The sequence below is a fragment of the Flavobacterium sp. genome (assembly GCF_046293665.1).
GTDB lineage: Bacteria > Bacteroidota > Bacteroidia > Flavobacteriales > Flavobacteriaceae > Flavobacterium.
Window position 1 is genome coordinate 84,258 of record NZ_JBKBOL010000004.1, and the last position, 25,650, is coordinate 109,907.

General features: G+C 36.2%; 27 protein-coding genes. 16 read left to right on the forward strand and 11 right to left on the reverse strand.

The genetic code is table 11. The features are described 5' to 3' along the window. The first annotated feature begins 79 nt into the window (after positions 1–79). The 9 genes from ACK4R1_RS08050 to ACK4R1_RS08090 all read left to right on the forward strand — a co-directional run bounded on the left by ACK4R1_RS08050 (position 80) and on the right by ACK4R1_RS08090 (position 9,963). A complete protein-coding gene (locus ACK4R1_RS08050) occupies positions 80–1,450 on the forward strand; it encodes an SLC13 family permease (protein ID WP_409685595.1) in 1,371 nt (456 codons plus the stop codon). A 187-nt stretch (positions 1,451–1,637) separates the two neighbouring features. Next, the gene (locus tag ACK4R1_RS08055) at positions 1,638–4,214 is read left to right on the forward strand and encodes a PAS domain S-box protein (protein WP_409685598.1); all 2,577 of its coding nucleotides are present in this window, start codon (positions 1,638–1,640) and stop codon (positions 4,212–4,214) included. Then, positions 4,211–4,606, forward strand: a complete 396-nt coding sequence (locus tag ACK4R1_RS08060; protein WP_409685601.1) for a two-component system response regulator — start codon at positions 4,211–4,213, stop codon at positions 4,604–4,606. The genes ACK4R1_RS08055 and ACK4R1_RS08060 overlap by 4 nt, the downstream gene beginning before the upstream one ends. A 360-nt stretch (positions 4,607–4,966) precedes the next feature. Further along, positions 4,967–6,472 (forward strand): PAS domain-containing sensor histidine kinase, encoded by a 1,506-nt coding sequence (locus ACK4R1_RS08065; RefSeq protein WP_409685604.1) that lies wholly within the window; start codon positions 4,967–4,969, stop codon positions 6,470–6,472. After that, positions 6,469–6,867, forward strand: coding sequence for a response regulator (locus ACK4R1_RS08070; RefSeq protein WP_409685606.1), 399 nt, complete (start codon positions 6,469–6,471; stop codon positions 6,865–6,867). Before ACK4R1_RS08065 ends, ACK4R1_RS08070 begins: the two co-directional genes overlap by 4 nt. Positions 6,868–6,989: 122 nt before the next feature. Further along, complete coding sequence (locus ACK4R1_RS08075; protein ID WP_409685609.1) at positions 6,990–7,514, forward strand: hypothetical protein; 525 nt, start codon at positions 6,990–6,992, stop codon at positions 7,512–7,514. Between the two features lie 71 nt (positions 7,515–7,585). Next, positions 7,586–8,113, forward strand: a complete 528-nt coding sequence (locus tag ACK4R1_RS08080) for a superoxide dismutase family protein (protein ID WP_409685612.1) — start codon at positions 7,586–7,588, stop codon at positions 8,111–8,113. 6 nt (positions 8,114–8,119) lie between these two features. Beyond that, entirely contained in the window at positions 8,120–8,695 is a 576-nt protein-coding gene (locus ACK4R1_RS08085; RefSeq protein WP_409685615.1) for a YdeI/OmpD-associated family protein, read from the forward strand. Between the two features lie 71 nt (positions 8,696–8,766). Continuing rightward, complete coding sequence (locus ACK4R1_RS08090; protein WP_409685618.1) at positions 8,767–9,963, forward strand: LETM1-related biofilm-associated protein; 1,197 nt, start codon at positions 8,767–8,769, stop codon at positions 9,961–9,963. A 57-nt stretch (positions 9,964–10,020) separates the two neighbouring features. Here ACK4R1_RS08090 and can read toward each other — a convergent pair whose 3' ends face one another. The 4 genes from can to ACK4R1_RS08110 all read right to left on the reverse strand — a co-directional run bounded on the left by can (position 10,021) and on the right by ACK4R1_RS08110 (position 13,410). After that, a complete protein-coding gene (can, locus tag ACK4R1_RS08095; RefSeq protein ID WP_409685620.1) occupies positions 10,021–10,662 on the reverse strand; it encodes a carbonate dehydratase in 642 nt (213 codons plus the stop codon). A gap of 73 nt (positions 10,663–10,735) precedes the next feature. Beyond that, positions 10,736–11,419, reverse strand: a complete 684-nt coding sequence (locus tag ACK4R1_RS08100) for a carbonic anhydrase family protein (RefSeq protein ID WP_409685623.1) — start codon at positions 11,417–11,419, stop codon at positions 10,736–10,738. A 16-nt stretch (positions 11,420–11,435) separates the two neighbouring features. After that, complete coding sequence (locus tag ACK4R1_RS08105; RefSeq protein ID WP_409685626.1) at positions 11,436–13,067, reverse strand: SulP family inorganic anion transporter; 1,632 nt, start codon at positions 13,065–13,067, stop codon at positions 11,436–11,438. A 58-nt stretch (positions 13,068–13,125) separates the two neighbouring features. Next, complete coding sequence (locus ACK4R1_RS08110) at positions 13,126–13,410, reverse strand: hypothetical protein (RefSeq protein ID WP_409685628.1); 285 nt, start codon at positions 13,408–13,410, stop codon at positions 13,126–13,128. Between the two features lie 147 nt (positions 13,411–13,557). On the opposite strand from ACK4R1_RS08110, the gene ACK4R1_RS08115 reads away from it, so the two are divergent. Next, entirely contained in the window at positions 13,558–14,499 is a 942-nt protein-coding gene (locus tag ACK4R1_RS08115) for a LysR substrate-binding domain-containing protein (RefSeq protein ID WP_409685631.1), read from the forward strand. 34 nt (positions 14,500–14,533) lie between these two features. Here ACK4R1_RS08115 and ACK4R1_RS08120 read toward each other — a convergent pair whose 3' ends face one another. From ACK4R1_RS08120 to ACK4R1_RS08140, 5 genes are all read right to left on the reverse strand, one after another. Continuing rightward, positions 14,534–14,728 (reverse strand): hypothetical protein, encoded by a 195-nt coding sequence (locus tag ACK4R1_RS08120; RefSeq protein ID WP_409685633.1) that lies wholly within the window; start codon positions 14,726–14,728, stop codon positions 14,534–14,536. A gap of 212 nt (positions 14,729–14,940) precedes the next feature. Continuing rightward, a complete protein-coding gene (locus tag ACK4R1_RS08125; RefSeq protein ID WP_409685635.1) occupies positions 14,941–15,135 on the reverse strand; it encodes a hypothetical protein in 195 nt (64 codons plus the stop codon). 120 nt (positions 15,136–15,255) lie between these two features. Further along, a complete protein-coding gene (mnmD, locus tag ACK4R1_RS08130) occupies positions 15,256–15,930 on the reverse strand; it encodes a tRNA (5-methylaminomethyl-2-thiouridine)(34)-methyltransferase MnmD (RefSeq protein ID WP_409685637.1) in 675 nt (224 codons plus the stop codon). Positions 15,931–15,932: 2 nt separating this feature from the next. After that, entirely contained in the window at positions 15,933–16,391 is a 459-nt protein-coding gene (locus tag ACK4R1_RS08135; RefSeq protein ID WP_409685639.1) for a hypothetical protein, read from the reverse strand. A 6-nt stretch (positions 16,392–16,397) separates the two neighbouring features. Further along, on the reverse strand, positions 16,398–16,904 hold the full coding sequence (locus ACK4R1_RS08140; RefSeq protein ID WP_409685642.1) for a DUF4920 domain-containing protein: 507 nt from the start codon (positions 16,902–16,904) through the stop codon (positions 16,398–16,400). 279 nt (positions 16,905–17,183) lie between these two features. Here ACK4R1_RS08140 and ACK4R1_RS08145 point away from each other — a divergent pair, with 279 nt between their 5' ends. The 4 genes from ACK4R1_RS08145 (at position 17,184) to ACK4R1_RS08160 (ending at position 20,663) form a co-directional block, all read left to right on the forward strand. Further along, entirely contained in the window at positions 17,184–18,251 is a 1,068-nt protein-coding gene (locus tag ACK4R1_RS08145; RefSeq protein WP_409685643.1) for a branched-chain amino acid aminotransferase, read from the forward strand. A 142-nt stretch (positions 18,252–18,393) separates the two neighbouring features. Then, a complete protein-coding gene (locus ACK4R1_RS08150; RefSeq protein ID WP_409685645.1) occupies positions 18,394–19,209 on the forward strand; it encodes a DUF6597 domain-containing transcriptional factor in 816 nt (271 codons plus the stop codon). 71 nt (positions 19,210–19,280) lie between these two features. Continuing rightward, positions 19,281–19,733: a DUF6265 family protein gene (locus tag ACK4R1_RS08155; protein ID WP_409685648.1), complete on the forward strand. Its 453-nt coding sequence runs from the start codon at positions 19,281–19,283 to the stop codon at positions 19,731–19,733. Positions 19,734–19,802: 69 nt separating this feature from the next. Then, entirely contained in the window at positions 19,803–20,663 is an 861-nt protein-coding gene (locus ACK4R1_RS08160; protein WP_409685650.1) for a GNAT family N-acetyltransferase, read from the forward strand. 133 nt (positions 20,664–20,796) lie between these two features. Here ACK4R1_RS08160 and ACK4R1_RS08165 read toward each other — a convergent pair whose 3' ends face one another. Next, complete coding sequence (locus ACK4R1_RS08165) at positions 20,797–21,897, reverse strand: AI-2E family transporter (RefSeq protein ID WP_409685653.1); 1,101 nt, start codon at positions 21,895–21,897, stop codon at positions 20,797–20,799. Positions 21,898–22,102: 205 nt separating this feature from the next. Between ACK4R1_RS08165 and ACK4R1_RS08170 the strand changes: the two genes are divergently transcribed. Together ACK4R1_RS08170 and ACK4R1_RS08175 are read left to right on the forward strand one after the other, a co-directional pair. After that, a complete protein-coding gene (locus ACK4R1_RS08170) occupies positions 22,103–22,858 on the forward strand; it encodes a S1/P1 nuclease (RefSeq protein WP_409685656.1) in 756 nt (251 codons plus the stop codon). Position 22,859: 1 nt separating this feature from the next. Beyond that, on the forward strand, positions 22,860–23,357 hold the full coding sequence (locus tag ACK4R1_RS08175; RefSeq protein ID WP_409685659.1) for a DNA-deoxyinosine glycosylase: 498 nt from the start codon (positions 22,860–22,862) through the stop codon (positions 23,355–23,357). On the opposite strand, the gene ACK4R1_RS08180 is transcribed toward ACK4R1_RS08175, so the two are convergent. Next, complete coding sequence (locus ACK4R1_RS08180; RefSeq protein WP_409685661.1) at positions 23,334–25,643, reverse strand: BamA/TamA family outer membrane protein; 2,310 nt, start codon at positions 25,641–25,643, stop codon at positions 23,334–23,336. The two genes, ACK4R1_RS08175 and ACK4R1_RS08180, sit on opposite strands and share 24 nt — an antisense overlap. Positions 25,644–25,650 lie beyond the last annotated feature (7 nt).

Consider the following 25,650-nt stretch of genomic DNA (forward strand, 5'->3'; position numbering starts at 1 on the left):
ATATATTTAATCGTAGAGCCGGAATGCATGCGGCTACTACAATATCGAATACCCTAATTAAAACAGGAAAAAGAATTATATGAAAAAGGCAACCATTGAAAGTAGCGATAAAAAAATCAAGATTCCTGCGGTAATCGTTGCGATCGCTCTTTTTTGTCTTATTTTGATTTACCCGTTTTTTGAAAACCAACAGGCTCAAAAAGCCTTAGCGTTACTGGTTTTGGTAGCGGTGCTATGGATGACCGAGGCCATTCCGCTGGCGTTGACCGGATTAATGATACCGGTAATAGCAACGTTACTCCATTTAGTACCTCCGCGCGCAGCCTTTAATGAGTTTGGCCACCCTATTGTATTTTTATTCATGGGTGGTTTTGTCATAGCCGGAGCCTTAACACGGCATGGCTTAGACCAATTACTGGCGCAAAAGCTTATTAAGCTTGCCCGTGGGAATTTTTACAAATCAGCCATTTTTTTAATGCTAGCCACATCGCTGACTGCCTGCTGGATTAGCAATACTGCCGCAACTGCTATGATGATTCCTTTGGCGTTAGGTTTGCTGGCTTTGTTAAAGCAAGAGCTTGTGACAGCCGAATCAAAATTTCTAATCCTCGGTATCGCCTACTCTGCTAATATTGGTGGCGTAGTAACGGTGGTCGCTTCACCACCCAATGCCATTGGTGCCGCCATCCTTGGGATGTCATTTTCAGAATGGTTGTTATATGCACTGCCTGTTTTTCTGATTACTTTTCCGGTGATGATAGTGTTACTGACTTTATATTTCAAGCCGGATAGAAAAATACAAATAGAACAACTGTTGGTTATAAAAAACGAGAAGGCTCCCAATAAAACCCTGGCCGCCATATTCCTTTTTACCGTAACCTTATGGATTTTTGAGAGTGTATTGTCACCGCTTTTACAAATAACCGATAGCTTTAGTTCGTTGGTAGCCATACTGGCAATTTTTGCCATCTTTATTACGCAAGTTCTGAATTGGAAGGAAATAATTGAAGCAATACAATGGGATATCTTACTGCTCTTTGGTGGCGGCCTCACACTCGGAATGTTGATAGACAAAAGTGGTTTAGGGATGATATTGGTTAGTGAAATAGCCAATTTGACCACCGTTTTACCTTTGTTTGTTTTTCTGTGGATTATTATCCTCTTCAGCATAACACTAACAGAGTTTATGAGTAATGTTGCCAGCGCTGCCTTAATCTTGCCGCTGCTGTTTACATTGGCCAACCAATTGAATATTAATCCTATGATACTGGTTTTTCCAACAACAATCGCAGCCTCTTATGGTTTCATGTTACCGGCGGGAACACCACCCAATGCGTTGGCTTTTGGTACCGGGAGAATCCCTCAGAAAGACATGTTAAAAATTGGATTGGTCTTGAACTTGGTATTTTCATTGCTGTTGACCGTCATTTTTTATTTTGTCTTCAGTTAGTATTTTAGACAGTTCTCAAAATTGATAATACAAGTTAGATATTGTAAACATGTAACTTATACCTTTTATTATACAACACACTTACAAAAAAATACGCTTAATTTTGAATTACCCCAAACAATATAATTAAAACCGCATTTATCCATTGGATTAAACATCCAATCCGTAAATAAATACCTTTTACAAGATGGATAAAGAAACCACTTCCAAACCATTGTCTATTGCCATACAGGAACTTATCCAGCAAAACGAAGATAAAGACAAAATCTTGGAAAGCCTTCTCCTAGCCAACAAGCAACAAAAAACAAACGAAACAGCTATCCGGTTATTGAATGCTGCCTTGGAACAGAAAGTCATTAAACGCACTGCTCAATATGCTTTCATCAGCCAAGTCAATCAGGCCATTGTACAAGCCAAAGATGTCAAAACGCTTTTTCGGAATTCCTGCCAAATTGCACTTGAATTCGGCCAATTTAAAATGGCATGGATTGGGAGCTTTGACAAAAGGCACAAAAAAATCACACTGCTTAGTTCTTGTGGTATTACGAAAAGAGACATTAAACTTTTTACTGACGCAACTTATCAACCCAATGGCGCTCAGGATCAGGTGTTACAAACAGGCAAATATTACCTATGCAATGATGTAGCGCATGATCTTGTTTCCGAAAACTGGAAACCCTATGCGGAAAAACAGAGTATTCGTTCGCTTATTGTGCTTCCAATTAGAAAGTCGGGGAAAATATTTGGAACGATAAATCTTTATGCTTCGGAACGTAACTTTTTTGATGAGGAAGATATCAAACTGGTGACGGAAGTAGCCAGAGACATCTCTTTTGCGCTAGACCTTTTTGAAAAACAAGAAAGGCATAAATTGGTGGAAGCCCTAATCTTAAAAAACGAAAAAAGATTTCGGTCACTGATTGAAAACAGTGCCGATATGATAACCCTTTCCTCTAGAGAAGGGAAATTGTTATTTGCCAGTAGCAATGTTTCTAAATTACTAGGTTATCCCGCTGAACAAGTTCCTTACGCTTGTGTTTATGAGTACATTCACCCGGATGACCTACGAGAGTTCTTAAAAAAGAGAGTGAAATTGTTGGAATCACCCGGTGAATCCTTCCATAGTCAAATTCGGATAAAACATAAAAAAGGAACATGGATTTGGTGTGAAACCACCATCACCAACCTGTTGGAAGAAAAAGACATCAATGCCTTGTTGGCCAACTTTCATGACATTTCAGAAAAGAAATCCATAGAGAAACAACTCATCAAAAAAGAGGCATTCAATAGAGGTATACTTGACTCCTTGAGTTCAAATATTGCTGTAATAGAAAACTCAGGCAATATTATCGCCGTTAACGAGTCATGGAAACGATTTGCCATTGAAAATGGCGATCCCAATCTTCAAAACACTGCTGAGGGAATCAATTACTTTGAAGTATGTCGCCAATCAGCCAAAGACGGTAATGAATTTGCTAATGAAGTTTTACAAGGAATGATTGCTATTTTAGAGGATCGTGAAAATGACTTTTATCTTGAATACCCTTGCCATTCACCTCATGAATCAAGATGGTTTGGAATGAAAGCGATTAAATTTAAAAGCGATGTTCCAATGATTGTAGTCTCTCATACAAACATTTCACAGCGGAAATTAGCAGAAGAAAACCTTATACAAAGTGAAGCAAGATTAAGAGAGGCTCAGGCCTTGTCTCACATTAGTAATTGGGAAGTTTGTTTGGCCACCGGCATTCATAACTGGTCAGATGAATTTTATAATCTCTGTGGATTTAACAAAGAGAAAATATTGCCCTCCGCTGAAGCTTTCTTATCGATGATTCACCCCGATGACCGTGAATTTACAAAAGCTATATTCGAAAAAAGTAATAGATTATTTGAAGCAGGCTCTTTCAATGCCCGCATCAAAATGCAAGACGGTACCATACGTTACATTTATTCAGAATGGAAATTTGATTTTGACCAAAACCAAAAACCGTTGAGACTATTCGGCATATTGCAAGATGTAACCGAAAGAAAATTAGCAGAACTGGAACGCGAAAAATTATCCTATGACTTGATCCAACGCAATCTCGATTTGGAGCAATTTACCTATATCATCTCGCACAATCTTAGAGCGCCAACAGCCAACATCATCGGTTATACCGAAAACCTATTGGACGAAGAAAACACTCCGGAGGAACAAAAACAATTGCTAAACGGAATGGCAACTTCCGTAAAAGGACTTGACTCCATAATTAAAGATATCAATGCCATTCTGGCTATAAAAAGCGATTTCTATGATAAAAGAGAACTGATTTCATTATCAAAATTAGTTGATGATATAGCCAATAGTATTGAAAACATCATGGATAAACATCATGTAGTTATCAAAGCTGACTTTTCAGAAATAGACAAAGTCATGTCACTAAAGGGTTATATGCACAGCATATTTTACAATTTGATAAGCAACAGTATCAAATATAGTAAACCCAATATACGTCCAATCATCAATATAAAAAGTAAAAAAGAAGGCAACAAAATAACAATCCATTTTCAAGACAATGGCTTAGGCATCGACTTGAAGATTAATGGTAGTAAAATATTCGGATTGTATAAAAGATTTCACTCCCATACAGAAGGCAAAGGTTTAGGCTTGTTTATGGTAAAAACCCAAGTGGAAGCCATTGGAGGAAAAATCAGTATTGCCAGCATGCCTAACAAAGGAACGGAATTCACTATCGTTTTTGACAAACAAGCACAACCATGACAACCACAACAAAATCCTTTATAATTGTAGACGATGACCGCCAAAATAATTTTCTCACTGAAATGGCATTGAGGAAAGCTTTTGAAGCAGTAGAAGTAACGGTTTTTATGATTCCTGAATTAGCCTTAGAGTATATCGAAGAAATATTCCAAAAGGCAACAAACCAAAAGGCAACGATTATTTTAGATATTAACATGCCTACGATGAGCGGATGGGAATTTATTGAGAAATTTAAAACATTAGAGGAGTCAATTAAAGAACAATTCAACATCTATATGCTTTCCTCTTCAATAGATCCGGTTGATATTAATCGCGTCGAGCTCAATCCATTAATTATAGATTTAATTGAGAAACCATTAAACAAAATAACCGCTAAAGAAATGTTTGGTTAATTGACTTATTACTATGACTAAATACGCTGAAAAGTGCTGATAAAATTTGAGATTTAATAAATTTCAGCCTTACATTTATCGGTCAAATTCTTTGACAATGTATACCAAAATCTGAATGGTGTAACTTTTCCAATACACCATACCGCCTAACCAAAGACAAGAATTCCACTACAGGAAAATTAGCTTTTTCTTTTTTATCCATACAATACAATTGATTTAATGTTTGAATATAAAAACAAACAATTGTTAAAATTTTAACACATTAAAGAAAAATAGATGAAAAAAGTTACTTAAATTTGAAAATATCCTCTAAAATTAATTAGGTATGATTTAAAAAATTTCACAAAGCTTTAAATAGGTATGAGCAAAAAAGAAAAAGAAGAAGAAGAACTTCTTCGGAAGATTAAAGAAATCTCCGATTACAAATATGCGCTCGATGAATCATCAATAATTGCTATTACTGACCAAAAAGGAATTATAAACCATGTCAATGATAACTTCTGTAAAATATCAAAATATTCTCGTGAAGAACTATTAGGGAAGGACCACAGAATAATTAACTCAGGTTATCATCCAAAGGAGTTTATAAAAAGTATTTGGACCACAATTGCAAACGGCAAAATTTGGAAAGGCGAACTAAAAAACAGGGCTAAAGACGGTTCTGCTTACTGGGTTGACACCACAATTGTACCCTTTCTAAACGAAAGCGGAAAACCGTATCAATATGTAGCCATTCGTTCCGACATAACCGAACGGAAAAATGCTGAAGAGGAATTATTAAAAAAAATAAAAGAAATATCAGACTACAAGTATGCCTTGGACGAATCATCCATCGTTGCCATTACCGATCAAAAAGGCATCATAACTCACGTCAACGATAATTTCTGTAAAATCTCTAAATACAATCGTGAAGAACTTTTAGGTCAAGACCACCGAATTATTAACTCGGCATATCATCCGCAAAAATTCATTCAGGAATTATGGAAAACCATAGGTAAAGGTAAAGTATGGAAAGGCGAGTTAAAAAACAGAGCCAAAGACGGAACCGCTTATTGGGTTGACACTACTATTGTCCCTTTTTTAAACGATCAGGGAAAGCCCTATCAATATGTAGCCATTCGTTCTGATATATCCGAAAGAAAAAGAGGAGAAGAAAAAATAGCCAAAATGTTAATCAATACAGAATACCAAAACAAACAGTTGGTAGATTTCTGTAACATCGTATCCCATAACCTAAGAGCGCCATTGGTCAATATTTCAATGCTTCTGGATTACATGGAAACCTGTGACACAGAAAGTGAAAAATCTGAAGTTCTGGGAAGAGTCCAACCGGTTATCAATCATCTTAACGGTATTTTAGATGAATTAGTAGAATCACTACAAATAAGACAAGACGCTGCCGTTGAATCAACAAAAATTGATTTAAAAGAAACCTTAGACAAAATTTTAATTGGATTTGAGACACAAATCAAACAATACAAAGCCAAGATTGCTATCGACTTTAATGAAGTTGGGACACTATTTTATCCTCAACGCTATATTGATAGTATTTTTACTAATTTAATCAGCAATGCTTTAAAATATAAATCGCCCGACAGAAATGTCAGTATTAAAATAAAAACCTATTATGAAGATAATGAAATTGTGCTTGCTGTTGCCGATAATGGCTTAGGCATTGATTTGGATTTACACAAACACAATATGTTTAAAATTCGCAAAGTATTTCACAAACATCCTGACGCAAGAGGTTTTGGTTTGTTTATGACCAAAACTCAAGTGGAAGCCATGGGAGGCCATATCTGGATTGACAGTACACCGAACAAAGGAAGTACTTTTTACATAAAATTTAAACCCCAAATATCATGAAACAAATAGAACTATTAGCCTTGGTTGATGATGATGACACATTCATTTTTATCACCAAAAAAATTATTGAAAAAACAAATCATGTCAAAGAAGTGAAAGTATTCAATAACGGATTGGACGCTTTAAACTACCTAAAAGACAATTTGAATTCACAATACAAACTACCGGAAATAATATTTCTTGACCTTTCGATGCCCATCATGGACGGTTGGCAGTTTTTGGACGAATTCACTTCATTAAAGTCAAGTAATGTTAAAAAAATTGTCATTTACATTTGCTCTTCTTCTATTTCACCGCATGACATTATGAAAGCGAAAAAAATAAGTGCCGTTAGCGATTACATCATAAAACCGGTTACTAAAGACAAGTTTGCCGAAATCATTTTAGCCTTATAATTATCAATCATGATAAAAAATCAACCTAATCCGAAAAAACCTAAATGCCACTTTGTAATAAAGCGGCATTTTTTTTTCCTTACAATTTACTATTTTAGTGCCATAAACCATAAATTACAAATATGAAACTATTGGGAATAGGCTCCAGAATCAATCACGCCGAATTTGGTAAAGGCGTAGTAACCAATGTATCCTCTAAAGAATATTGGGTGACCTTTATAGAAAACGGATTAGAAACCATAGCCATCGACAGCGAATTTGAAGTCATTGAACACGCCGAAAACGAAGTAGACACCGTTAGTTTTTACGATGTGGAACAAAGTTTATTATCCATCTTAAAAAAATGGAACGGCTTAGGCGAACCGGTTGCCATAGGCGACAAATGGAAAGGCGGGAATATGAAACTCACGCCCGGACAAGCAGGATTAGCCCCTAAGGATGTACCGATTGATGTGTTTTTCCACAAAATAGTAATGCTTCGTGACCGACTTAGGGTAATGGAACAAAAAATCAATGCCAGTAACTTAGAAGAAATAGAAAAAGTAGAATTACAACAATACATCACCCGAATTTACGGCACCTTAACCACATTTAATGTGTTGTTTAAATCACAAAATGATTATTTCGTAGGCGAAAAAACCAAATAAACTTTAACCTAATTTAAAGGAATTCCTTGGTTGAATTGTGTACTTTTATAAATCTAAAAAAGCAATTAGTCATGAAAAAAATAGTCTTAGGAATCATAGCCATTGGGTTGATAGTATTTAGTTGTAAAAGTTCGTCTTCAAAAGAAAAAAGCAAATCAGTTACCATTACTTTTCAATCTAAAAGCGGGAGCAATGTAAAAGGTACTGCCAGTTTTGTTGAAAAAGACGGAGAAGTTACTTTTACTGCCAATTTCTCAGGGTTAAAGCAAGGCGAGCATGCCATTCACATTCACGAAAAATCGGATTGTTCTGCGGCTGATGCCACTTCAACCGGAGGCCATTGGAACCCAACCTTTAAAAAACACGGTCGTTGGACAGATTATGAACATCACAAGGGCGATATGGATAATTTTTATGTCGGAGCGGATGGGAATGGAACTGTATTGTTCAAAACTAAAGAATGGTGCGTGGGTTGTGGCGATGAAACCAGAGATATCATAGGAAAAGCCGTGATTGTTCACGAAAAAGCCGATGATTATGTGACCCAGCCTACCGGAAATGCCGGTGCGAGATTGGCTTGTTCTGCTATCATAAAATAACAGCCTTTGGAAGAAAAAGATCATTTATACTTCAAAAATGCCAGAGAATGGCGCGATTGGTTGCACGAAAACCACCATTCGTCATCGGGTGTTTATTTGATTTTTTACAAAGTAACCAGCAAAGAAGAAAGCATGCGTTGGGAAGAGGCAGTGCAAGTAGCCATTTGCTATGGCTGGATAGATTCTACCGTAAAGAGAATAGACGACGAACGACGACGCCAAATGTTTACGCCACGCAAAGACAAAAGTGTTTGGAGCAAACTCAACAAAACCTATATCGAGAAACTCATCGCTGAGAATTTAATGCACGAAAGTGGGCTGCGTAAAATTGAAATCGCCAAACAAAACGGATCTTGGGAATCATTAGATGCGGTAGAAAACGGTGTGATGCCCGAGGACTTAGCCGGTGCTTTTGAACAAAATCCAAAGGCTTTGGATAATTTTAACCGGTTCAGTCCATCCTATCGAAAAAGCTATTTGTATTGGTTGAATCAGGCCAAACGAGAAGCAACCCGACAATCCAGAATTGCCGAAATTATTTCGCTTTGCGAACAAAATATCAAATCGCGTGGCACTTTTTAAATTTGGTAACAAAATCATTACTTATCACCAACAAAAATGATTTAGTTTTGTGCCCATAATACGTTTTTAAAATGATTAACCCTTCAGTTCACGGTTGGATAGACAAGTTTTTTGTTGAGCAAAATCAGGTAGCCCATTCGTTTCCTCAAAGCGAAACCGATTTCTATGTGAGAACCAGAACTACCGGGTTTATTTTTGGTCATGTCGTTGGTTTTGATGCGTCGATTTCAATTGAAACCAAAGACCGATTGCCTCAAGAGTTGTCTAAAATTGGGATGCTCAACACACTTTATCAAATGTACCGTTTGGTGAAGCAAAAAAATGACGTCGAAGATTTTATAGGCGAAGCCGTTTCCTTTTACCACTCGATGATTCCCAAAGGATTCAATCCGTTAAAAAAGATGTTGGAATCGAGTTCGGTGTCGAGCAAGTTGGAGAAAATCATTCACGATCGCGTGCAAACCAATGAGGACTTATTCAGCAAAAACTTTTCGCATGTGATTACCAATGCGTTATTGTTTATAGATGTCTTGGCTTTCAAACAACACCTTGAAAAGGGCAGCGTTCCCGAGAAATATTCAAACAAAATAGAAGATATTGTTATCAGTATAATATCGATTTCACTAAAAGCCAAAACGGGCATTTCACCACACGATGATTTGTTGGCGAAGCTGTTTGAGTCGTCGGTGCGTTACAATAAATTTGGCACAACTACCCCAACTTCAATTGATGGTTTAGACTTGAGTTATCTTTCTAATGACTTGGAAAAATACTATGTCATTGATTTGGCCGGCATTAGTTTATGGAGCGATGAAAAAGTAGAAAATGAAGAACGGTATTTTCTGTTTAAATTGGGTGAAACCATCAATGTCACGGATGATTTTATCTTGAAAAGCATACACTTTATCAATGACTTTATTGTAAAGTATAAAAAGGAAATTCCGTATTTCAACTTTTCTAATCCGGTGAAACATTTTTATGATCAAACTACCGAAAGTGTGGTGGTTTTGATTAACCGAAACAAATCGAGGTTGCTGAAAGAGATTTCGCAGAGTAAAGAATTGATGCAGTTATTGGCCAAATCTACCCACAAAGATTTAGACAAAGAAGAAAAGAAAAAGATCAAAAAACAACTGCTTGACATTTGCAAAAGCATACCGTCATTGACTATTTTTCTTTTGCCCGGCGGTGGTTTACTCCTACCGATATTGATTAAATTTATCCCGCAAATGATGCCTTCGGCCTTTAATGAAAACATTGAGGATTAAAAAAAGCAACCCGTTTCCGGATTGCTTTTTAAAGGTATTAAATTAATTTAAGGTATTTTAATTTGTAAATTTTAAGCGGTATACTTCATCAAGGTCTTCATTGGAACTCATATTGACGTCTAAATCGGTTACATAACCTGAATTTAAACCGTAAGCCCAACCGTGTAAAGTTAGTTCCTGACCATTTTTCCAAGCACTTTGAACAATGGAAGTTTTAGCCAAATCAAAGACTTGCTCTTGGGCATTGATTTCAACAAACTTGTTGAAACGCTCTTCTTCGTCTTTAATGGCATTGAGGTAATGTTCATGCAAACGATAGATGTCTTTGATGTGTCTGATCCAGTTGTCAATTAAGCCTATAGATTGGTTGCTCATGGCCGCTTTGACACCACCGCAACCATAATGTCCGCAGACAATAATATGCTTTACTTTTAAGACATTGACGGCATAATCTAATACACTCAACATATTCATATCGCTGTGGATGACCATATTGGCAATGTTTCTGTGTACAAAAACTTCACCGGGTTTGGCTCCGATAATTTCGTTGGCCGGCACGCGGCTATCAGAACAACCTATCCACAAAAGCGGTGGGTTTTGGCCTTTAGAAAGATCTTTGAAATAATCTTTGTCGATGGCCAGTTGTGTTTCCACCCATTTTTTGTTGTTATCGAGTATTTTTTTATAAAAATCGTCCATTTCTTAAATTTGTCTCAAATGTAATAAATAATACACACCTGCTGTTGAGATTGAAGCCGATGTTATTAATTTATTAATGTCTCAATTCTGCCACAGAGAAATCAGGATTGAATTCATCCTTAATGTACAAGCTGTCTTCATAGAATACCACTTCACCGGTTTCAATATTGTGCATAGCTCCTACTATACCAATTTCCCCTTTTTCGATCATTTGTTCAAGAATGAAACTACGCTCAATGATATTCTTAACATTGCGCTTCACATTGATTTCTGCTACATTCTCTACAAATGAAGGATTAGAAGCGTTTCGGTTATCCTGAGTTTCCTTTTCCTGATAAACCGCAGGTTGTATTTTAGAAAGTAGCTCTGTCAGATTCCCCATTTCTACATGGTCGCATGCACCTTTCACAGCACCACATTTAGAGTGACCCAATACTACAATCAATTTGGAACCGGCTACTTTACAAGCGAATTCCATACTACCCAAGATATCTGTGTTTACAATATTTCCGGCGATACGCACCGAGAAAATGTCTCCTAAACCTTGGTCGAAAATAAGTTCAGCCGAAGTTCTACTGTCAATGCAACTCAAGATAGTAGCAAAAGGCCATTGCCCGTCGCGCGTATCATTTACTTGCTCAAGCAAGTTACGGTGTGCTTGTAAATTAGACACAAAACGGTTATTCCCGTTTTTTAATATTTCAAGTGCTTGTCTAGGAGAGATTGATGCCTGTAATTCTTTATTTAATGTTTTCATGTTTCTTTATAAATTTTTATTTATCTAAATCCACCATTTTACGTTTCATGGCGTCATATTTTTGTTCAACAGTAACGGTATTCTTAAAGCCTTCGCTATTTTCAAGCTGATAAGCCTTTTTAAATCCCACCAATTTTAACTTAATATTTTCTTCTTTAGCCCTGATGGTTTTAAATTCTTTAATCAAATCGAGAACATCATGAGCAATATAAACGGTATCTGTAGCATTGATGATTACTTTCGAATTCTCCGGCAAATCATTTAAGGTCGATTTTATGGCCGCTTTGTTCAAAAAGGAAACTTCTTGGGCCAAATCAATGTGAATCACATCGCCATCGGCATATTCCTCTTTTCTGAAACTGTAAGCGCGTTTGAGGTTGCCTTTCAATACAAAAATGATACTGATGACAATTCCCAAAGCAACACCTTTAAGCAAATCGGTTACCACTACCCCAACAAAAGTTGCGATGAAAGGAACAAATTGGTACTTTCCTTTCTCCCAAAAATGTTTAATTGTTTTAGGATTGGCTAGTTTATAGCCTACCAAAAGCAATACCGCCGCCAAAGTAGCCAAAGGTATTTTATTCAATAGAAAAGGAATGGTCAAAACACTTAATAGTAACAAAGCACCGTGAATGATGGCTGACATTTTTGATTTCGCTCCGGCTGCAGCATTAGCCGAAGTTCTTACCACTACAGAAGTCATTGGTAAACCGCCCAATAATGAACTGATGATATTTCCAACTCCTTGTGCTTTCAATTCTACGTTAGTATCTGTATATCTTTTTTGAACATCCATTCTGTCAGAAGCTTCAATACACAACAAAGTTTCAATAGAGGCCACTACTGCAATGGTAACAGCAACAATCCAAACTTTACTATTGGATAGGGCAGTAAAATCAGGAAAAACTAGTATGTCTTTGAATTCTGCTAAAGAGGTTGGTACCGGCAATGACACTAAATGTTCCTTAGTTATTACCAAACTACTTCCCGATTGAATAAAAAATTCATTTAATAAAATCCCAACAATAACAGCTACCAAAGCAGCCGGAACCAACTTCAATTTCTTTAAAAACTTAACCTTGTTCCAAGAAATCAAGATGGCCAATGACACTAATGTAATGACTAAGGAACCTAATTGTATGTGGTCTAAAACACCAAATATTTCGGTAAAGGTATTTTGACCATCAGGTTGTATGAAGGATTCATCGCCTTCATAATCCTTATCGTAACCAAAAGCATGAGGAATTTGCTTTAAAATAATAATTACCCCAATACCGGCCAACATTCCCTCGATAACATTGGTTGGAAAATAATTCGAAATACTTCCTGCTTTAATAAAACCTAGGGCTAATTGCATAACTCCGGCAATCAAAACCGCCAAAAGGAAAATATCAAAAGCACCTAAATCAGAAATCGCGGTCAACACTATAGCAGTTAATCCTGCTGCGGGTCCGGATACACTTAAATGAGATTGGCTTAAATAACCTACTACAATACCGCCCACAACACCTGCAATAATACCCGAAAATAATGGTGCGCCCGAAGCCAGTGCAATACCTAAACACAATGGCAACGCCACCAAAAAAACCACTAAACCTGATGCGAAATCAGCTTTAAGGTTGGCAAAAAGATTGATTTTTTTCATACCTATAAATTAATTTAATACACAAAAGTTTCGCGTATGCAAAACCAAAACGGCTGTATTAAATCAACTCGGGCGGTGGAGAGAATATTTCCTCAGTAGTATTGTCATGACGCGACAAGTTCTCGGAAATAATTTTAGAATTTGGATGCAACTGAAGTTCTGTAAAAGGATAGTCAAAACATTGTTTCAAACCCTTAACTTCCTTGATATCCTTGTGAATTTCTTCTTCAGCAAAACTATAAAACACTGAAATATCTGTACTTTTCTTAATCAACGTTACCACAGTGGGTGTTGAAAGAAAAGCCACGAATAAAATTAGTATTAGTGATGCTATGAACTTCATATCGCAAAAATAGCTATTCAACCTGCTTTTTAAAAGCCATTATTGAAATTTTAACAAAGATTTATATCTCAAATTTATAAAAAACAGCGCTTCAATACTATAAGTTAAATTGATAGTTTTTATCTTTGCATCAAATTTTACTATATTATGACTATTACCCAACTTAAATATGTTTTAGCAGTTGCTGAACACAAAAATTTCACTTTGGCTGCCGAAAAATGTTTTGTGACACAACCCACATTGAGTATGCAAATTCAGAAGATTGAAGAGGAATTAGCGGTACAGATTTTTGACCGAACCAAAAAACCAATCCAACTGACTGAAATTGGACAAAAAATAGTCAATCAGTCGAAAAATATTGTCAACGAAGCTGATAGAATTCAGGATATTGTAGACCAACAAAAAGGATTTATTGGAGGCGAATTTCGTTTGGCCATTATTCCAACCGTGATGCCCACTTTGTTACCAATGTTCTTAAATAATTTCATCAAAAAATACCCAAAAGTTAAGCTCATCATCGAAGAGTTAAATACGGCTGAAATTATTACCAAATTGAAGAATGGTCATTTAGATGCCGCGATAGCGGTTACGCCTTTAGAAGATGAAAAAATTAAAGAGATTGTACTGTACTACGAACCCTTTGTGGCTTACATACCGGAAAATCACCAATCGTTTCACAAAAAGGAAATTGAGGTTAGCGATTTGAATGTAAATGAAATTCTGTTATTGCAAGATGGGCATTGTTTTAGGGATGGTATTTTGAACTTGTGTAAAAACTTGAACAACGAAGAAAAAAGTCATTTTCAAATAGAAAGCGGAAGCTTTGAAACACTTATAAAACTAGCCGATGAAGGATTGGGAACAACATTGCTTCCCTATTTACATACATTAGACTTACCAGCCAAAGATGCCTTAAAGCTGAAACACTTTGTTGAACCAAAACCGGCACGAGAAGTAAGCCTAATTTTTCCGAAAAACGAGTTGAAAATTCACATCATTGATGCATTGCGTTCCACAATTTCAGGCGTAATCAAAGGCGCCATTACTTTTCAAAATGTAGAAATCATCAGTCCGATACAAAAAAAATAAGGAGCTGTTGCACCAACTCCTTATTTTTTTTCTGTTAACTAACTACAGTTAAACAATCTTTTAACTCGGGATGCTCATTGGTAAAAAAATGAAGCCATTTTTTTAATTGTTCGATTTCATAAGGCAGCAAATTTTTTACGGCTTTTTTTAATTCCTTAGCGAAAAGTATCGGGTCAAAACTTACTCGCTCGAGTACAGATTTAGTGTAATCGTAGATCATTCTAGGCATAATAATTAAGATTTGGGGTTATCTTATTGTAAGAACGTTTAGTAAAAGTAAAATAAAAAATGTTTTTATCCCACAAAAAATGTTAAAAACTATCGTTTAATTACTTTAATAATCGATGAAATGCATTTTTTGTGATTTTAAATATGTTTTATCTTACTATAATTACGATTAAACATAAAAAAAGGAACCGTTTAAATTCCTTTTAGTTTTTATTATTTAACATTTAAGATACATTGTCTAAGTTCCGGCTTTTCTTCGGTAAATTTCAGCAACCAATTGGTCAACTCTTCCAGTTCGTATGGTAATAAGAACTTATATGCTTTTGCAAGTTCTTTGCCAAAAAGGCCAACATCAAAACTTACTCTTTTTAACACCGACTTAGTGTGGTCTAACATTGTTTTAGACATAGAGCGGATTAAATTTTTTAGGTTTAGGAATTAGATAAGAACGAATAATTGTTTTATCAAATTTATAGAAAAAAAAATATCGGTAGAAAAAATTGTAGTTAAAAATAACCACAAAAAAAGTTAATTTTTCAGAACACCTTTAGTAGCGCGCAACATTTCTCTTTTGCCCGGAGCGCCCGGCAACTTTTCTACAGAAAATCCTGCCGATAACATAGCGTTTTTAATTGAGGTTCGACAAGCATAAGTAACCAATACACCATTAGGTTTTAAAGCTTCGTACATAGACTTAAATATCGCTTCCGACCACAATTCAGGTTGTACTCTGAAACCGAAAGCATCGAAGTAAATCAAGTCGAAAGCATTGCTGTCCTTGATATCTTGAAAAAACTGCTTGCGCTTGGTTAACGTAAAATCAGTTGAAATTGGGTTCGCTTTTTCCCAACTCGATTGGTGTAAAAGTTCAAAAACTTGATGCTCATTTTCATCAATTTCTTGGGCATAATTCATCTGCAAAGCTTCTTCCAAAGCAACCGGATAAGCTTCAACGCCAACATAATTTATTGTTTGATTGGTGTTTCTTTTGGCATGCAAATAAGTGATAAATGCGTTCAATCCGGTACCGAAACCTATCTCTAAAATGGAAATGGTCTTTTCCTTTTTTAGGGAAAGACCATTCTTTATAAATACATGATAGGCTTCTTGGATTGCTCCGTGTTTCGAATGATAACTTTCATTCCATTCCGGTAAATGTATGGTGGTTGAACCATCTTGGGTTTGAATAATTTCGCGTTTCAAAATTATTCTTTGATGTATAATTTTTTAATCCTCGGTATCGGTCCGCCACATTTTTGTTGGTGACATTGAATACAAGCATCAACTCCTTTATTAAAATGCTCTTTGGCGTTCTTCGGATCTTTATAAATCATTTCCTGAGCTTTGATAAACTTTCCGGCTTGCTCTTTGAAAAAAGCATCGTTATCGGTTTCATCAGTCATAACAGCTTCATGAATTCTCATAAAATGTTGCGGAAACTGACCAATGGTATCGCCTTTTTGAATGCGTTCTTTTAATCTTTTGTTGTCTACATACATTTGCTCCATCAAAGCGGCCATTTCAGACATTTGGTACATTTCCAACTTCTTTTCGGTTTTAGGCTCGCATTTTTCTTCAACTACTTTATCGTCCTTTTTTTGACAAGAGATGACAGATAAAGCTAAAAAAAGCAACACTAAAATTACAACAACAACTTTTTTCATCAATATTTATTTTTTGATGTAAACACCATCAGCCATAAAAGAGTAAGTAACTTCGGGCTTGGTAATTTTAGCAATTTCTGCTGCAGATTTTCCGCCGTCTTTGGCATAATGCTTTAACTCTTCTACTGAAACTACATCTACAAACGCCTTACCACTAACGATTGCATTACTATTGTCAGCATTCAAAGGAACGAAGAAAGCATAATCTTTAAATTTTACAAAAGAATTATCATCACCGGCCAATTCCATTTTCATCCAACAACCTTTCTTTTTACAAACTGATTTAATATTAGATTGAAATTGTACTGTGATGGTGTCGCCTTTTTTTAGATTCTTGTACTTTTTAAGCATTTGGTCTTTGGTCAAAATCTTAGTTACATTAAATTTTTCACCAAATAAAGCATAATCTTTAGCATCAAATACTTTGGTAGGTGTTTTAGATTTTGTTTGTGCCATGGCATTGCTTCCTACAAATAATACAATGGCGATCAGGAATAAGTTTATTTTTTTCATGTTTATCTGTTTTAGAATTACAAAAGTAATCCAATTAACAAATTCACATAATATAATGTCAAATAAATTGAATATTTAATGAAAAATTAAGACAAAAAATAACTGCTAAAAGAGAATTTGCGAAAAAGCATTCAATATTTTTTTAGGGTGTTAATGACTAATATTTTTTTATTAGTTTTACAAAAAACTAACAACACAACTTATAATTTCGAGGCAAATCACACAAAGTTTTGATTTTCAGTAAATTAAATCGTTTTTCCTCACAAAACCTATCACTAAATGATGTTAAAAACACCTTCCGAAATCGATATAGTTAGAGCTTCTGCTTCTAAAATTAGTGATGTCGATTTTGAAAACCTTGCCTTCGGAAATACTTTTACCGACCACATGTTAATCTGTGATTTTAGAGAAGGACAGTGGCAAAAACCGATTATCAAACCTTACGAACCCTTCTTAATTGATCCTTCAGCTAAAGTGTTTCATTATGGCCAAGCAATCTTTGAAGGCATGAAAGCATACAAAGACGAAAATGACGACGTATGGTTGTTCAGACCGGATGAAAACTTACATCGTTTTAACAAATCGGCTAAAAGAATGGCGATGCCTGAAGTGCCTGAAAACATCTTCATTGGTGGTTTGAATGCGATTCTAGATTTAGAAAGAGACTGGGTTAAGAAAGGCTTAGGCAACACTTTATACATCAGACCTTTTATGATTGCGATTGGTTCGGGCGTTATTGCACAACCTTCAACTCAATATCGATTTATGATTATCTTATCGCCAGCCCGTTCGTATTATTCGGGCGAAGTGAAAGTAATCATTGCAGAACATTTCAGTCGCGCTGCCAATGGCGGAATTGGAGCAGCCAAAGCGGCCGGAAATTATTCGGCACAATTCTATCCTCAAAAATTAGCTCAGGAAAAAGGATTCCAACAAATCATTTGGACAGATGATGCCACGCATACCAAATTGGAAGAAGCCGGAACTATGAATGTTTTCTTCAGAATCAATGATACATTATATACCGCACCAACCAGCGAAAGAATTTTGGATGGTGTAACGCGCAAAAGCTTAATCGACTTGGCGAAACGTGAAGGTATTAAAGTAGAAGTTCGTTCGGTATTGGTAGAAGAATTGGTAAACGCTGCCAAAGACGGAAGTTTAAAAGAAATTTTTGGTGCAGGAACCGCTGCGGTAGTTAATCCTATTGTCGGATTCCAATACAAAGAGGTGTACTATGAGTTACCTAAATTAGAAAATTCATTCGCCACAGAATTAAAAGACAAACTGACTAAAATTCAATACAAATTGGCTGACGATACTTTCGGATGGACAGTTAAGGTTTAATTTTCAGTCGCAGTCACAGTTTACAGTACAATAAGCTCCGGGGAAACTCGGAGTTTTTTGTTTTATAATTTAGTAATTTCAGGAACTAAAAACGTAAATCTATTCAAACTTTAATTAATTTTAGCCAAGCAAATAATAATGTATGATTTATCAAACTTTTGAACCCCATTCGGCTTTATCGGACTTTATTAATTGCTATTGGACATTAAAATCTCCACCAGAAGACAAACCCGAAAAACAACGTATCGTTCCTGATGGCTGTATGGAAATGATTTTTCACCATGGTGATTTGTACAAACAATACATAAAAGGAGACAACTATATTATTCAACCCAAATGCTTTGTGTTTGGACAAATTACCAAGCCATTGTATATTGAACCAACAGGAGAAACAAACATCTTTGCTATTCGTTTTCAGGCGGATGGGTTTACGCCTTTTGCTCCTATTCCGATTAGCAATATGGAAAACCGAGCTGTTCCTTTGGAAGAACTATTTGGCGAAGCCGGAATGATTTTACAACATAAAATACTTGAAGTCACTACTACTGAAGAGCAAATTCAAATAGCCGAAGATTTTTTACTAAATGCCTTAAAGAATGCCAAACAAATTGATAAAACCATCAAAGACAGCGTTGCGATGATGTTGGAATTGAAAGGGCAATTGTCTATTGATGAATTATCAGAGAGTATGAAAATCAACCGAAGAATGTTGGAGCGAAAGTTTGCCTCGGTAATTGGTGTTAGTCCAAAGCAATTGGCGAAAATCGTAAGACTACAAACTACCTTAAAAATGGTCTTAAAGAATGATTTCAAAAGTTTTACCGAAATTGCTCTTGACAACCATTATTATGACCAAGCCCATTTTATAAAAGAATTTAGAGAGTTTACCGGTGTCAGTCCGAAGGAGTTTTATGCTGAAAATTTAAAACTGTCTAACCTGTTTACAGAAAGCGAATGAGTTGTCGCGTTTTTACAATTTTGACAGTAATAGAACGCGCATCTTTGTCTTCTAATTTTAAAACAAACATTATGAAAACCATCATTAGCTTGCTTACCATTTTGACCCTTTTTTCTTTTACCCAAAAAGAGGAAACATCCAAACTCAGCTTTCTGCAAGGCACTTGGAAAATGGAAACCAAAGAGAACTATGAAAGTTGGGAAGTCGTAAATGACCAAGAATTAAAAGGCAGCTCTTATACAATAAGAGGCGAAAAAAAAATGACTACTGAAAATTTAGCCATCAAAACATTAGGCGATAAAACCATTTATACTGCCACAGTACTAGACCAAAATGAGGGAAAACCAATTGATTTTGTATTGAATACAACTGTTAAAAACAAATTCTCCTTTGAAAACCTAAGCCACGACTTTCCTAAAAAAATACAATACACCAAACTTGATGATAAGACACTATTTGTTCAAGTTTTAGGCGATAACGATCAAGGGTTTTCGTATAAGATGGTTAAAATAGGCAATAAGTAATAGGCATTAGGCAATAGTTTACTAACCGATAATAAAAATGTTTAACTTTATATTCTTTGATTAGAATATATGAACACCGATGCTTTATCTTTCAAACCTTTGACTTTTGATGAGTTTAAAACTCTAGTTCATTGGGCTGCTTTAGAAAGATGGAATCCCGGATTGCAAGATGCTGAGATATTTTGGGCGAGCGATCCTGATGGTTTTTATGGCTATTTCGAGAATGAAAAACTTATTGGTGGCGGCTCTATAGTTTCTTATAACGGACAGTTTGGCTTCATGGGTTTCTTTATTGTTCATCCCGATTATAGGTCGAAAGGTATTGGTCGGACACTTTGGCAACAACGCCGAGACACTTTGCTTTCTCGTTTGCAAAAAGGCGCAACTATTGGTATGGATGGCGTTGTGGCGATGCAACCGTTTTACCAAAAAGGTGGTTTTGAAATCGCTTATCGCGACGAACGTTATGAAAAAACGGGAAGTGCCTATCCTATGAATCCATTGGTTCAAATGGTTACTAAAAATGATTTTGATGCCATCAGTGCTTTAGATTTGGAATGTTTTGGGGTGGCGCGTTCTAACTTTTTATCACATTGGCTTAAGGCTTCTAATGCTAAAGCTTTTAAGTATAGTGAAAACGACAATTTACATGGCTTTGCCGTAATAAGACAGTGCCAAACCGGTTATAAAATTGGGCCGCTATTTGCCGAAAATGAAACGGTGGCGAAGGCACTTTACGAGCGTTGTCTTACTGAAGCTATTGACGAACCGGTTTATTTAGACATTCCGGTTTGCAATGAAGCGGCTGTAAATTTAATCAAACAATACCAAGCCTCTTATGTCTTTGAATGCGCTCGAATGTATTATGGCAAGCCCCCAAAAACAGCTATTGAAAAGGTGTTTGGGATTACTAGTTTTGAGTTGGGGTAGTTTAAAGATAGAAGTTATGAGTTATGAGTTATAAGTTGAAATATAACCTATCCCTATTCCCTCCAAAACAACAAAACCCTTCGACTCCCGATAACTATCTGGAATCTAGTGGCTTTACTTTTTCATAATAAAACTACTCTTTCGGCACCGGTCTCCGCTTCCATTTGAAAGACCTAGGCAAATCATCACTTAAAAGATATCCCCAAGCCTCTAGCGATTCTACCCTGTCAAAAATTACTTTCATCATCGCCATTAATGGAATCGCTAAAAACATTCCTGAAATTCCGCAGAGTGCTCCGCCAATGATAATTCCAACAATAGAAGCAATCGGATTAATTTCAACTTTAGAACTAATAATCCACGGCACCAACAAATTATTGTCTATAAATTGCACTACAATATTCACTACAACTATTCCAATAATAACAGACAGGTCACTTGATCCTGTCAGCGAGGCTATGATGGTTAAAAGACCGGCTATGAGAATTCCTATGTAGGGGATTAAGTTTAAAAGACCGGTGATAACCCCTAATAAAATAGCATATTCAACCCCGAGAAATAATAATCCAACTGTTGTAAGACCGGATACAATTACCAATTCTATCAACAGTCCTAAAATATAACTTTGTACCGAAATCTTAATTGTGGTGATAACATCCTGAAGAATTCCGTGGTATTTGATATGAAACAATTTAGAGAAGAATTTGGTAAAATGGGTTCTGTATAAAAGGAATAAAAACATGTAAATCGGAATCAACACCAAATTCAATAAAGCATCGGTAAAAGTAATTAATGTAATCCCAATAATTTGTTTCCCGCTACTGGCTGTACTACTGGTGGCATCACTAACAATGGCGTCTTGCTCTCTTTTACTGAAATTGAAAGTCTCTGTAACATACGATTGAATATTGCGATAATGGATGTTTAGATTACTTTTAATCTTGCCCCAATCATCGGCCATATCAGCCACCTGAATGGTAATAAAATAAAAAATGGCAATAAAAATTAAAGAGAAAAGCATAACACTGATTAGTGATGCCAACACATTAGGCAGGTGAAGTTTATTACTTAAAAAAGCCGTAACCGGTCTGAGTAAGATGGCAAACAACAATGCTAGCAACAAAGGGTTAATTATACTTTGTCCGATATAAAACAAAAAACCTAGGGCTATTAATATGATGAGTATAAAAGCAAATTTTGCATAAAACGGTAACTGTTGTATGGCTGTCGGCATAATATATTGGTTGGTTACTTACTTGATAATTATGATTTTGATACTTTACAAATTTCGGGTAATATACCCGGTACATTATTATACAATCCAATTGAATATTTACATGATTACAATAAGAAATACATATTGTCTTATCCCTTTTCCTTAATTGCTAATTACCAAATCAACACAAAAACCTATCTTTGTCCTTACCAGAATTAAACCTATGAAGCGCCTAACCATCTTACTTTTCTTAATGCTATTCAGTAAAAACGATACCTTTGCTTGGGGCAAAAAAGGACATATTATGGTGGCGGAAGCCGCTTTTAAACAACTTGATGTTGCAACCCAAAAAAAAGTACTATTCTATTTAGACGGCATGACCATACAACAAGCCGCTACTTGGATGGATGAAGTGAGCCAAAAACCGGGTTATGGTTATATGAAAACCTATCATTATGTCAATTTTAGCCAAGGCGAAAAAGTGACACTCAAAAAAGGCAATAACATCCTGTCTATTTTAGATAAAACCATCCGTGAGTTACAAAACAAAAAGCAACTCAGTAAAGCCCAAATCAAAACTAAATTGTTGTTCTTGTTTCACTTAATCGGCGATATTCACCAACCGTTGCATGTGGGTTATGGCTATGACAAAGGCGGTAATAAAACACAGCTCAATTATAAAAACCAAGGAACCAACTTACACGCCTTTTGGGACAGCGGCATTATCAGACATAAAAAAATTAACCTTAAAGATTGCCTTTCGGCTAACCCATTCTCCAAAGCAGAACTGAGCAATCTCCAAAAAATTAATGTTATAACTTGGGCACAAGAGTCTAATAGTTTGCTTGGTCAATGTTATGCTTTTGAGAAACCTAAAGTTTCCCAAAAGTATGTTGACAACAGCGCAATTATCGTAAAAAAGCAAATTGCCAAAGCCAGTGTGAGATTAGCAGCAGTCTTGCAAAACGTGTTAAGATAATATGAAAATTTACGCTTTCCCTTCTATCTCATCTCCAACAGCCAAAATATTGATATTGGGGACTATGCCCGGTGAAGCTTCGTTGCGTGCCAAGGAATATTACGGACATCCAAGGAATCACTTTTGGAAGTTCTTATTCAACATTTGCCAGCAACCTTTTTCAACAGATTATGAGACAAAGAAAAATCTATTACTTCAAAATAATATGGCGCTATGGGATGTTTTACAAGCTTGTGAACGACAAGGCAGTTTAGACAGTGCGATTGTCAAAGAAGTTCCAAATGATTTTGTAACCTTTCTAAAAGTTCATCCCAACATTACGAATATCTATTTCAACGGACAAAAAGCGGCTCATTTCTTTAATCGATATGTTCAAACAGAACATATATATACAATGGTGACTTTGCCTTCCACGAGCCCGGCGAATGCTGGTATGTCTTTTGAAAAGAAGTTAGCCATTTGGCAAGAACATATTTTAAAAAGGATAACCAATCGCTAAATTAAACACCAAATTTTCTTTTCGCCAAGAACCACTGCCAAAGTCTATTTGATCTAACACCCAGCGACTGCCGTCTCCCAAATAAGGCTTTCGGATGGGAAATGCAAAATCGGTTCGCAATAGTAAAAACGAAAGATCAAACCGAAGTCCGATTCCGGTTCCTACCGCCATTTGATCTATAAACTTTTTAGTGAATTCGGCACCGGGTTTATCCGGATTTTTGTTCATCAGCCAAATATTTCCCGCATCAACAAATACGGCACCTTTGACAAAACTGAACAATTTGGTTCGGTACTCGGTATTGAATTCGAACTTAATATCTCCCGATTGGTCGGGCAAAAAAGAACTCGTTCCGGGTTCAGGAAGATAAGATCCCGGACCAATAGCACGCGAACGAAAAGCCCTAATACTGTTGGTACCGCCAATAAAAAACTGTTTGATAAAAGGCAGTTCTGTTGAATTGCCATAACCATAACCAACGCCAACAATAATGCGACTCGCCAATTGGGATTCCGTTCCAATTTTCATGTAATGACGGAAGTCATTTTCAAACTTTACAAATTGGCTAAAAGGAACGCCAAGCACTTTAATCGTATCGCCTTGTTTTACATTGGCACCGGTTAGTAAACCCGTTAAGGTAGCCGAAGTATCAAACATGCCTTTGTAATAAATGGTGTGCTTTCTGGCGGTTTCCATGGTGTTGGTATACGTATAGGAATAGGTCGGGCCAAAAATCAGTTGTTTTTCGATTACTTTGGCCAAAGTCGGATTGGCCGCTATTTGTTCGTTATACAAGTTGGTCACGTTATTCGGACTCACATACTGAATATTAGTAACGTTAAACTGATGTTCTTTACGGATATTTTCTTTCCACAAATAACCAAAAGAACCTTTAAAGGAATTCAACGCATACAATTGTTCTCTTTTTTGGAATTCATAACCGATAGTTGCTTTAGTTTTCGGCACAAATCCGCTGGAAGATTTTAATTTGAACGGCGCAACAAAACGAGGCCAAATCAAACTCGCTTCCGAACCTACGCGGTAAACATCAAAGCCGTTATTTTGTCCGGACACTTGTACTTCCAATCCACCAAAAACAGAAACGGTGAACAATTCTGCTCCTTTAAAAGTATTGCGGTTGCTCCAGTTGACGTTCAATTCTGTTCCGGTATAGTTGGCCGAATTGGTTTTCCCCAAAACTTCCACCCGAATGGATTTCTTTTTATAAGGTGTGAGATAATAATAAGCATCTAAAACATTATCCAACGAATCAGAAATGGTAAACTGGTTCTTCACAAACTTGAACGTTCCCAAATTCACCAATCGGTTCAGCGAAAGATTGTGATCGGTTCGGTTGTAAAAATCACCTTTATAAAAATACAGTGTTCGGTCAAAGATGCGCGGGTTGAATGTTTTTTCCTTATCAACTATCGTAAAATCTTTATACTGTACAACTGCTGTAGTGTCATTTTCCTGTTTGTCTAATCGGCGTTGCCCATCTTTTATAGAATAGTTGGGAAAGATGGTGATTTTGCCAATGGTGTATACTTTTTTAGCTTGTTCAGGTGTTTCGGGTTTGACTTTGACAATCAAATCGGTTTCGTAACTACCAACTGTACTGTCAACTTGAACTATCAGGTAATCAGGACCAAAAAAATAATAGCCTTGTTCTTTGAGTCGGGCATCAATTCGGACACGCTCTGCTTTAACCATCTCTAAATCATAACCCTTACCACGCTTAAAAAGTGTTTTGTCCTGAGTAGCCGCAATAGCCTTTCCCAAAGCTGAAGAATCGGTTGGAAATTTGATTTCTTTAATGCGGTATTGTTGGCCAGGCATAGCCGTAAATTCTGTGGTAGCGCGTTTGCCTCTTTTGGTGGAATCGGCTATTGCAGTAGCTTTAAAATAACCACGATTTTCTAAATAATTTTGGAGCAAACGACTGTTATAATCTAAATTGACTTGGCTGAATAATACTGGTGGTTCGCCTGCTTTTGTGCGAAGCCAGTATCGAAATCCTTTTTGCTTTTTGGGTTCTCCTGCGAGATTGTAGAAAAATAATTTGGCCCGAATTCCTAAGAATTTAGTGTTGGGTTTTGGACGTACTAATAATTTTAGTTCTTTCTCCAGAGACTTGCGTTCTCTTTTTGAAATCAAAGTATCAATTACTTTCACTTTGCCGCCAACGTACAACAATTCGCCTTCAGGCAAACGCTTGGTATTGCTACAAGACGATACGATTAGCAACAATAAAAAAATAAAACAATATCGATTTAATGCTTTCATACTTTGG

Bases quoted from the DNA above. Each gene is read 5' to 3' on its own strand.
- ACK4R1_RS08150 (WP_409685645.1), top strand. From the start codon at position 18,394: ATGATTTATCAAACTTTTGAACCCCATTCGGCTTTATCGGACTTTATT.
- ACK4R1_RS08090 (WP_409685618.1), top strand. From the start codon at position 8,767: ATGATTAACCCTTCAGTTCACGGTTGGATAGACAAGTTTTTTGTTGAG.
- ACK4R1_RS08060 (WP_409685601.1), top strand. From the start codon at position 4,211: ATGACAACCACAACAAAATCCTTTATAATTGTAGACGATGACCGCCAA.
- ACK4R1_RS08160 (WP_409685650.1), top strand. From the start codon at position 19,803: ATGAACACCGATGCTTTATCTTTCAAACCTTTGACTTTTGATGAGTTT.
- ACK4R1_RS08170 (WP_409685656.1), top strand. From the start codon at position 22,103: ATGAAGCGCCTAACCATCTTACTTTTCTTAATGCTATTCAGTAAAAAC.
- ACK4R1_RS08110 (WP_409685628.1), bottom strand. From the start codon at position 13,410: ATGAAGTTCATAGCATCACTAATACTAATTTTATTCGTGGCTTTTCTT.
- ACK4R1_RS08065 (WP_409685604.1), top strand. From the start codon at position 4,967: ATGAGCAAAAAAGAAAAAGAAGAAGAAGAACTTCTTCGGAAGATTAAA.
- ACK4R1_RS08135 (WP_409685639.1), bottom strand. From the start codon at position 16,391: ATGAAAAAAGTTGTTGTTGTAATTTTAGTGTTGCTTTTTTTAGCTTTA.
- ACK4R1_RS08145 (WP_409685643.1), top strand. From the start codon at position 17,184: ATGATGTTAAAAACACCTTCCGAAATCGATATAGTTAGAGCTTCTGCT.
- ACK4R1_RS08180 (WP_409685661.1), bottom strand. From the start codon at position 25,643: ATGAAAGCATTAAATCGATATTGTTTTATTTTTTTATTGTTGCTAATC.
- ACK4R1_RS08080 (WP_409685612.1), top strand. From the start codon at position 7,586: ATGAAAAAAATAGTCTTAGGAATCATAGCCATTGGGTTGATAGTATTT.
- can (WP_409685620.1), bottom strand. From the start codon at position 10,662: ATGGACGATTTTTATAAAAAAATACTCGATAACAACAAAAAATGGGTG.
- ACK4R1_RS08155 (WP_409685648.1), top strand. From the start codon at position 19,281: ATGAAAACCATCATTAGCTTGCTTACCATTTTGACCCTTTTTTCTTTT.
- ACK4R1_RS08070 (WP_409685606.1), top strand. From the start codon at position 6,469: ATGAAACAAATAGAACTATTAGCCTTGGTTGATGATGATGACACATTC.
- ACK4R1_RS08075 (WP_409685609.1), top strand. From the start codon at position 6,990: ATGAAACTATTGGGAATAGGCTCCAGAATCAATCACGCCGAATTTGGT.
- ACK4R1_RS08105 (WP_409685626.1), bottom strand. From the start codon at position 13,067: ATGAAAAAAATCAATCTTTTTGCCAACCTTAAAGCTGATTTCGCATCA.
- ACK4R1_RS08050 (WP_409685595.1), top strand. From the start codon at position 80: ATGAAAAAGGCAACCATTGAAAGTAGCGATAAAAAAATCAAGATTCCT.
- ACK4R1_RS08165 (WP_409685653.1), bottom strand. From the start codon at position 21,897: ATGCCGACAGCCATACAACAGTTACCGTTTTATGCAAAATTTGCTTTT.
- ACK4R1_RS08125 (WP_409685635.1), bottom strand. From the start codon at position 15,135: ATGTCTAAAACAATGTTAGACCACACTAAGTCGGTGTTAAAAAGAGTA.
- ACK4R1_RS08115 (WP_409685631.1), top strand. From the start codon at position 13,558: ATGACTATTACCCAACTTAAATATGTTTTAGCAGTTGCTGAACACAAA.
- ACK4R1_RS08100 (WP_409685623.1), bottom strand. From the start codon at position 11,419: ATGAAAACATTAAATAAAGAATTACAGGCATCAATCTCTCCTAGACAA.
- ACK4R1_RS08120 (WP_409685633.1), bottom strand. From the start codon at position 14,728: ATGCCTAGAATGATCTACGATTACACTAAATCTGTACTCGAGCGAGTA.
- ACK4R1_RS08055 (WP_409685598.1), top strand. From the start codon at position 1,638: ATGGATAAAGAAACCACTTCCAAACCATTGTCTATTGCCATACAGGAA.
- ACK4R1_RS08175 (WP_409685659.1), top strand. From the start codon at position 22,860: ATGAAAATTTACGCTTTCCCTTCTATCTCATCTCCAACAGCCAAAATA.
- ACK4R1_RS08140 (WP_409685642.1), bottom strand. From the start codon at position 16,904: ATGAAAAAAATAAACTTATTCCTGATCGCCATTGTATTATTTGTAGGA.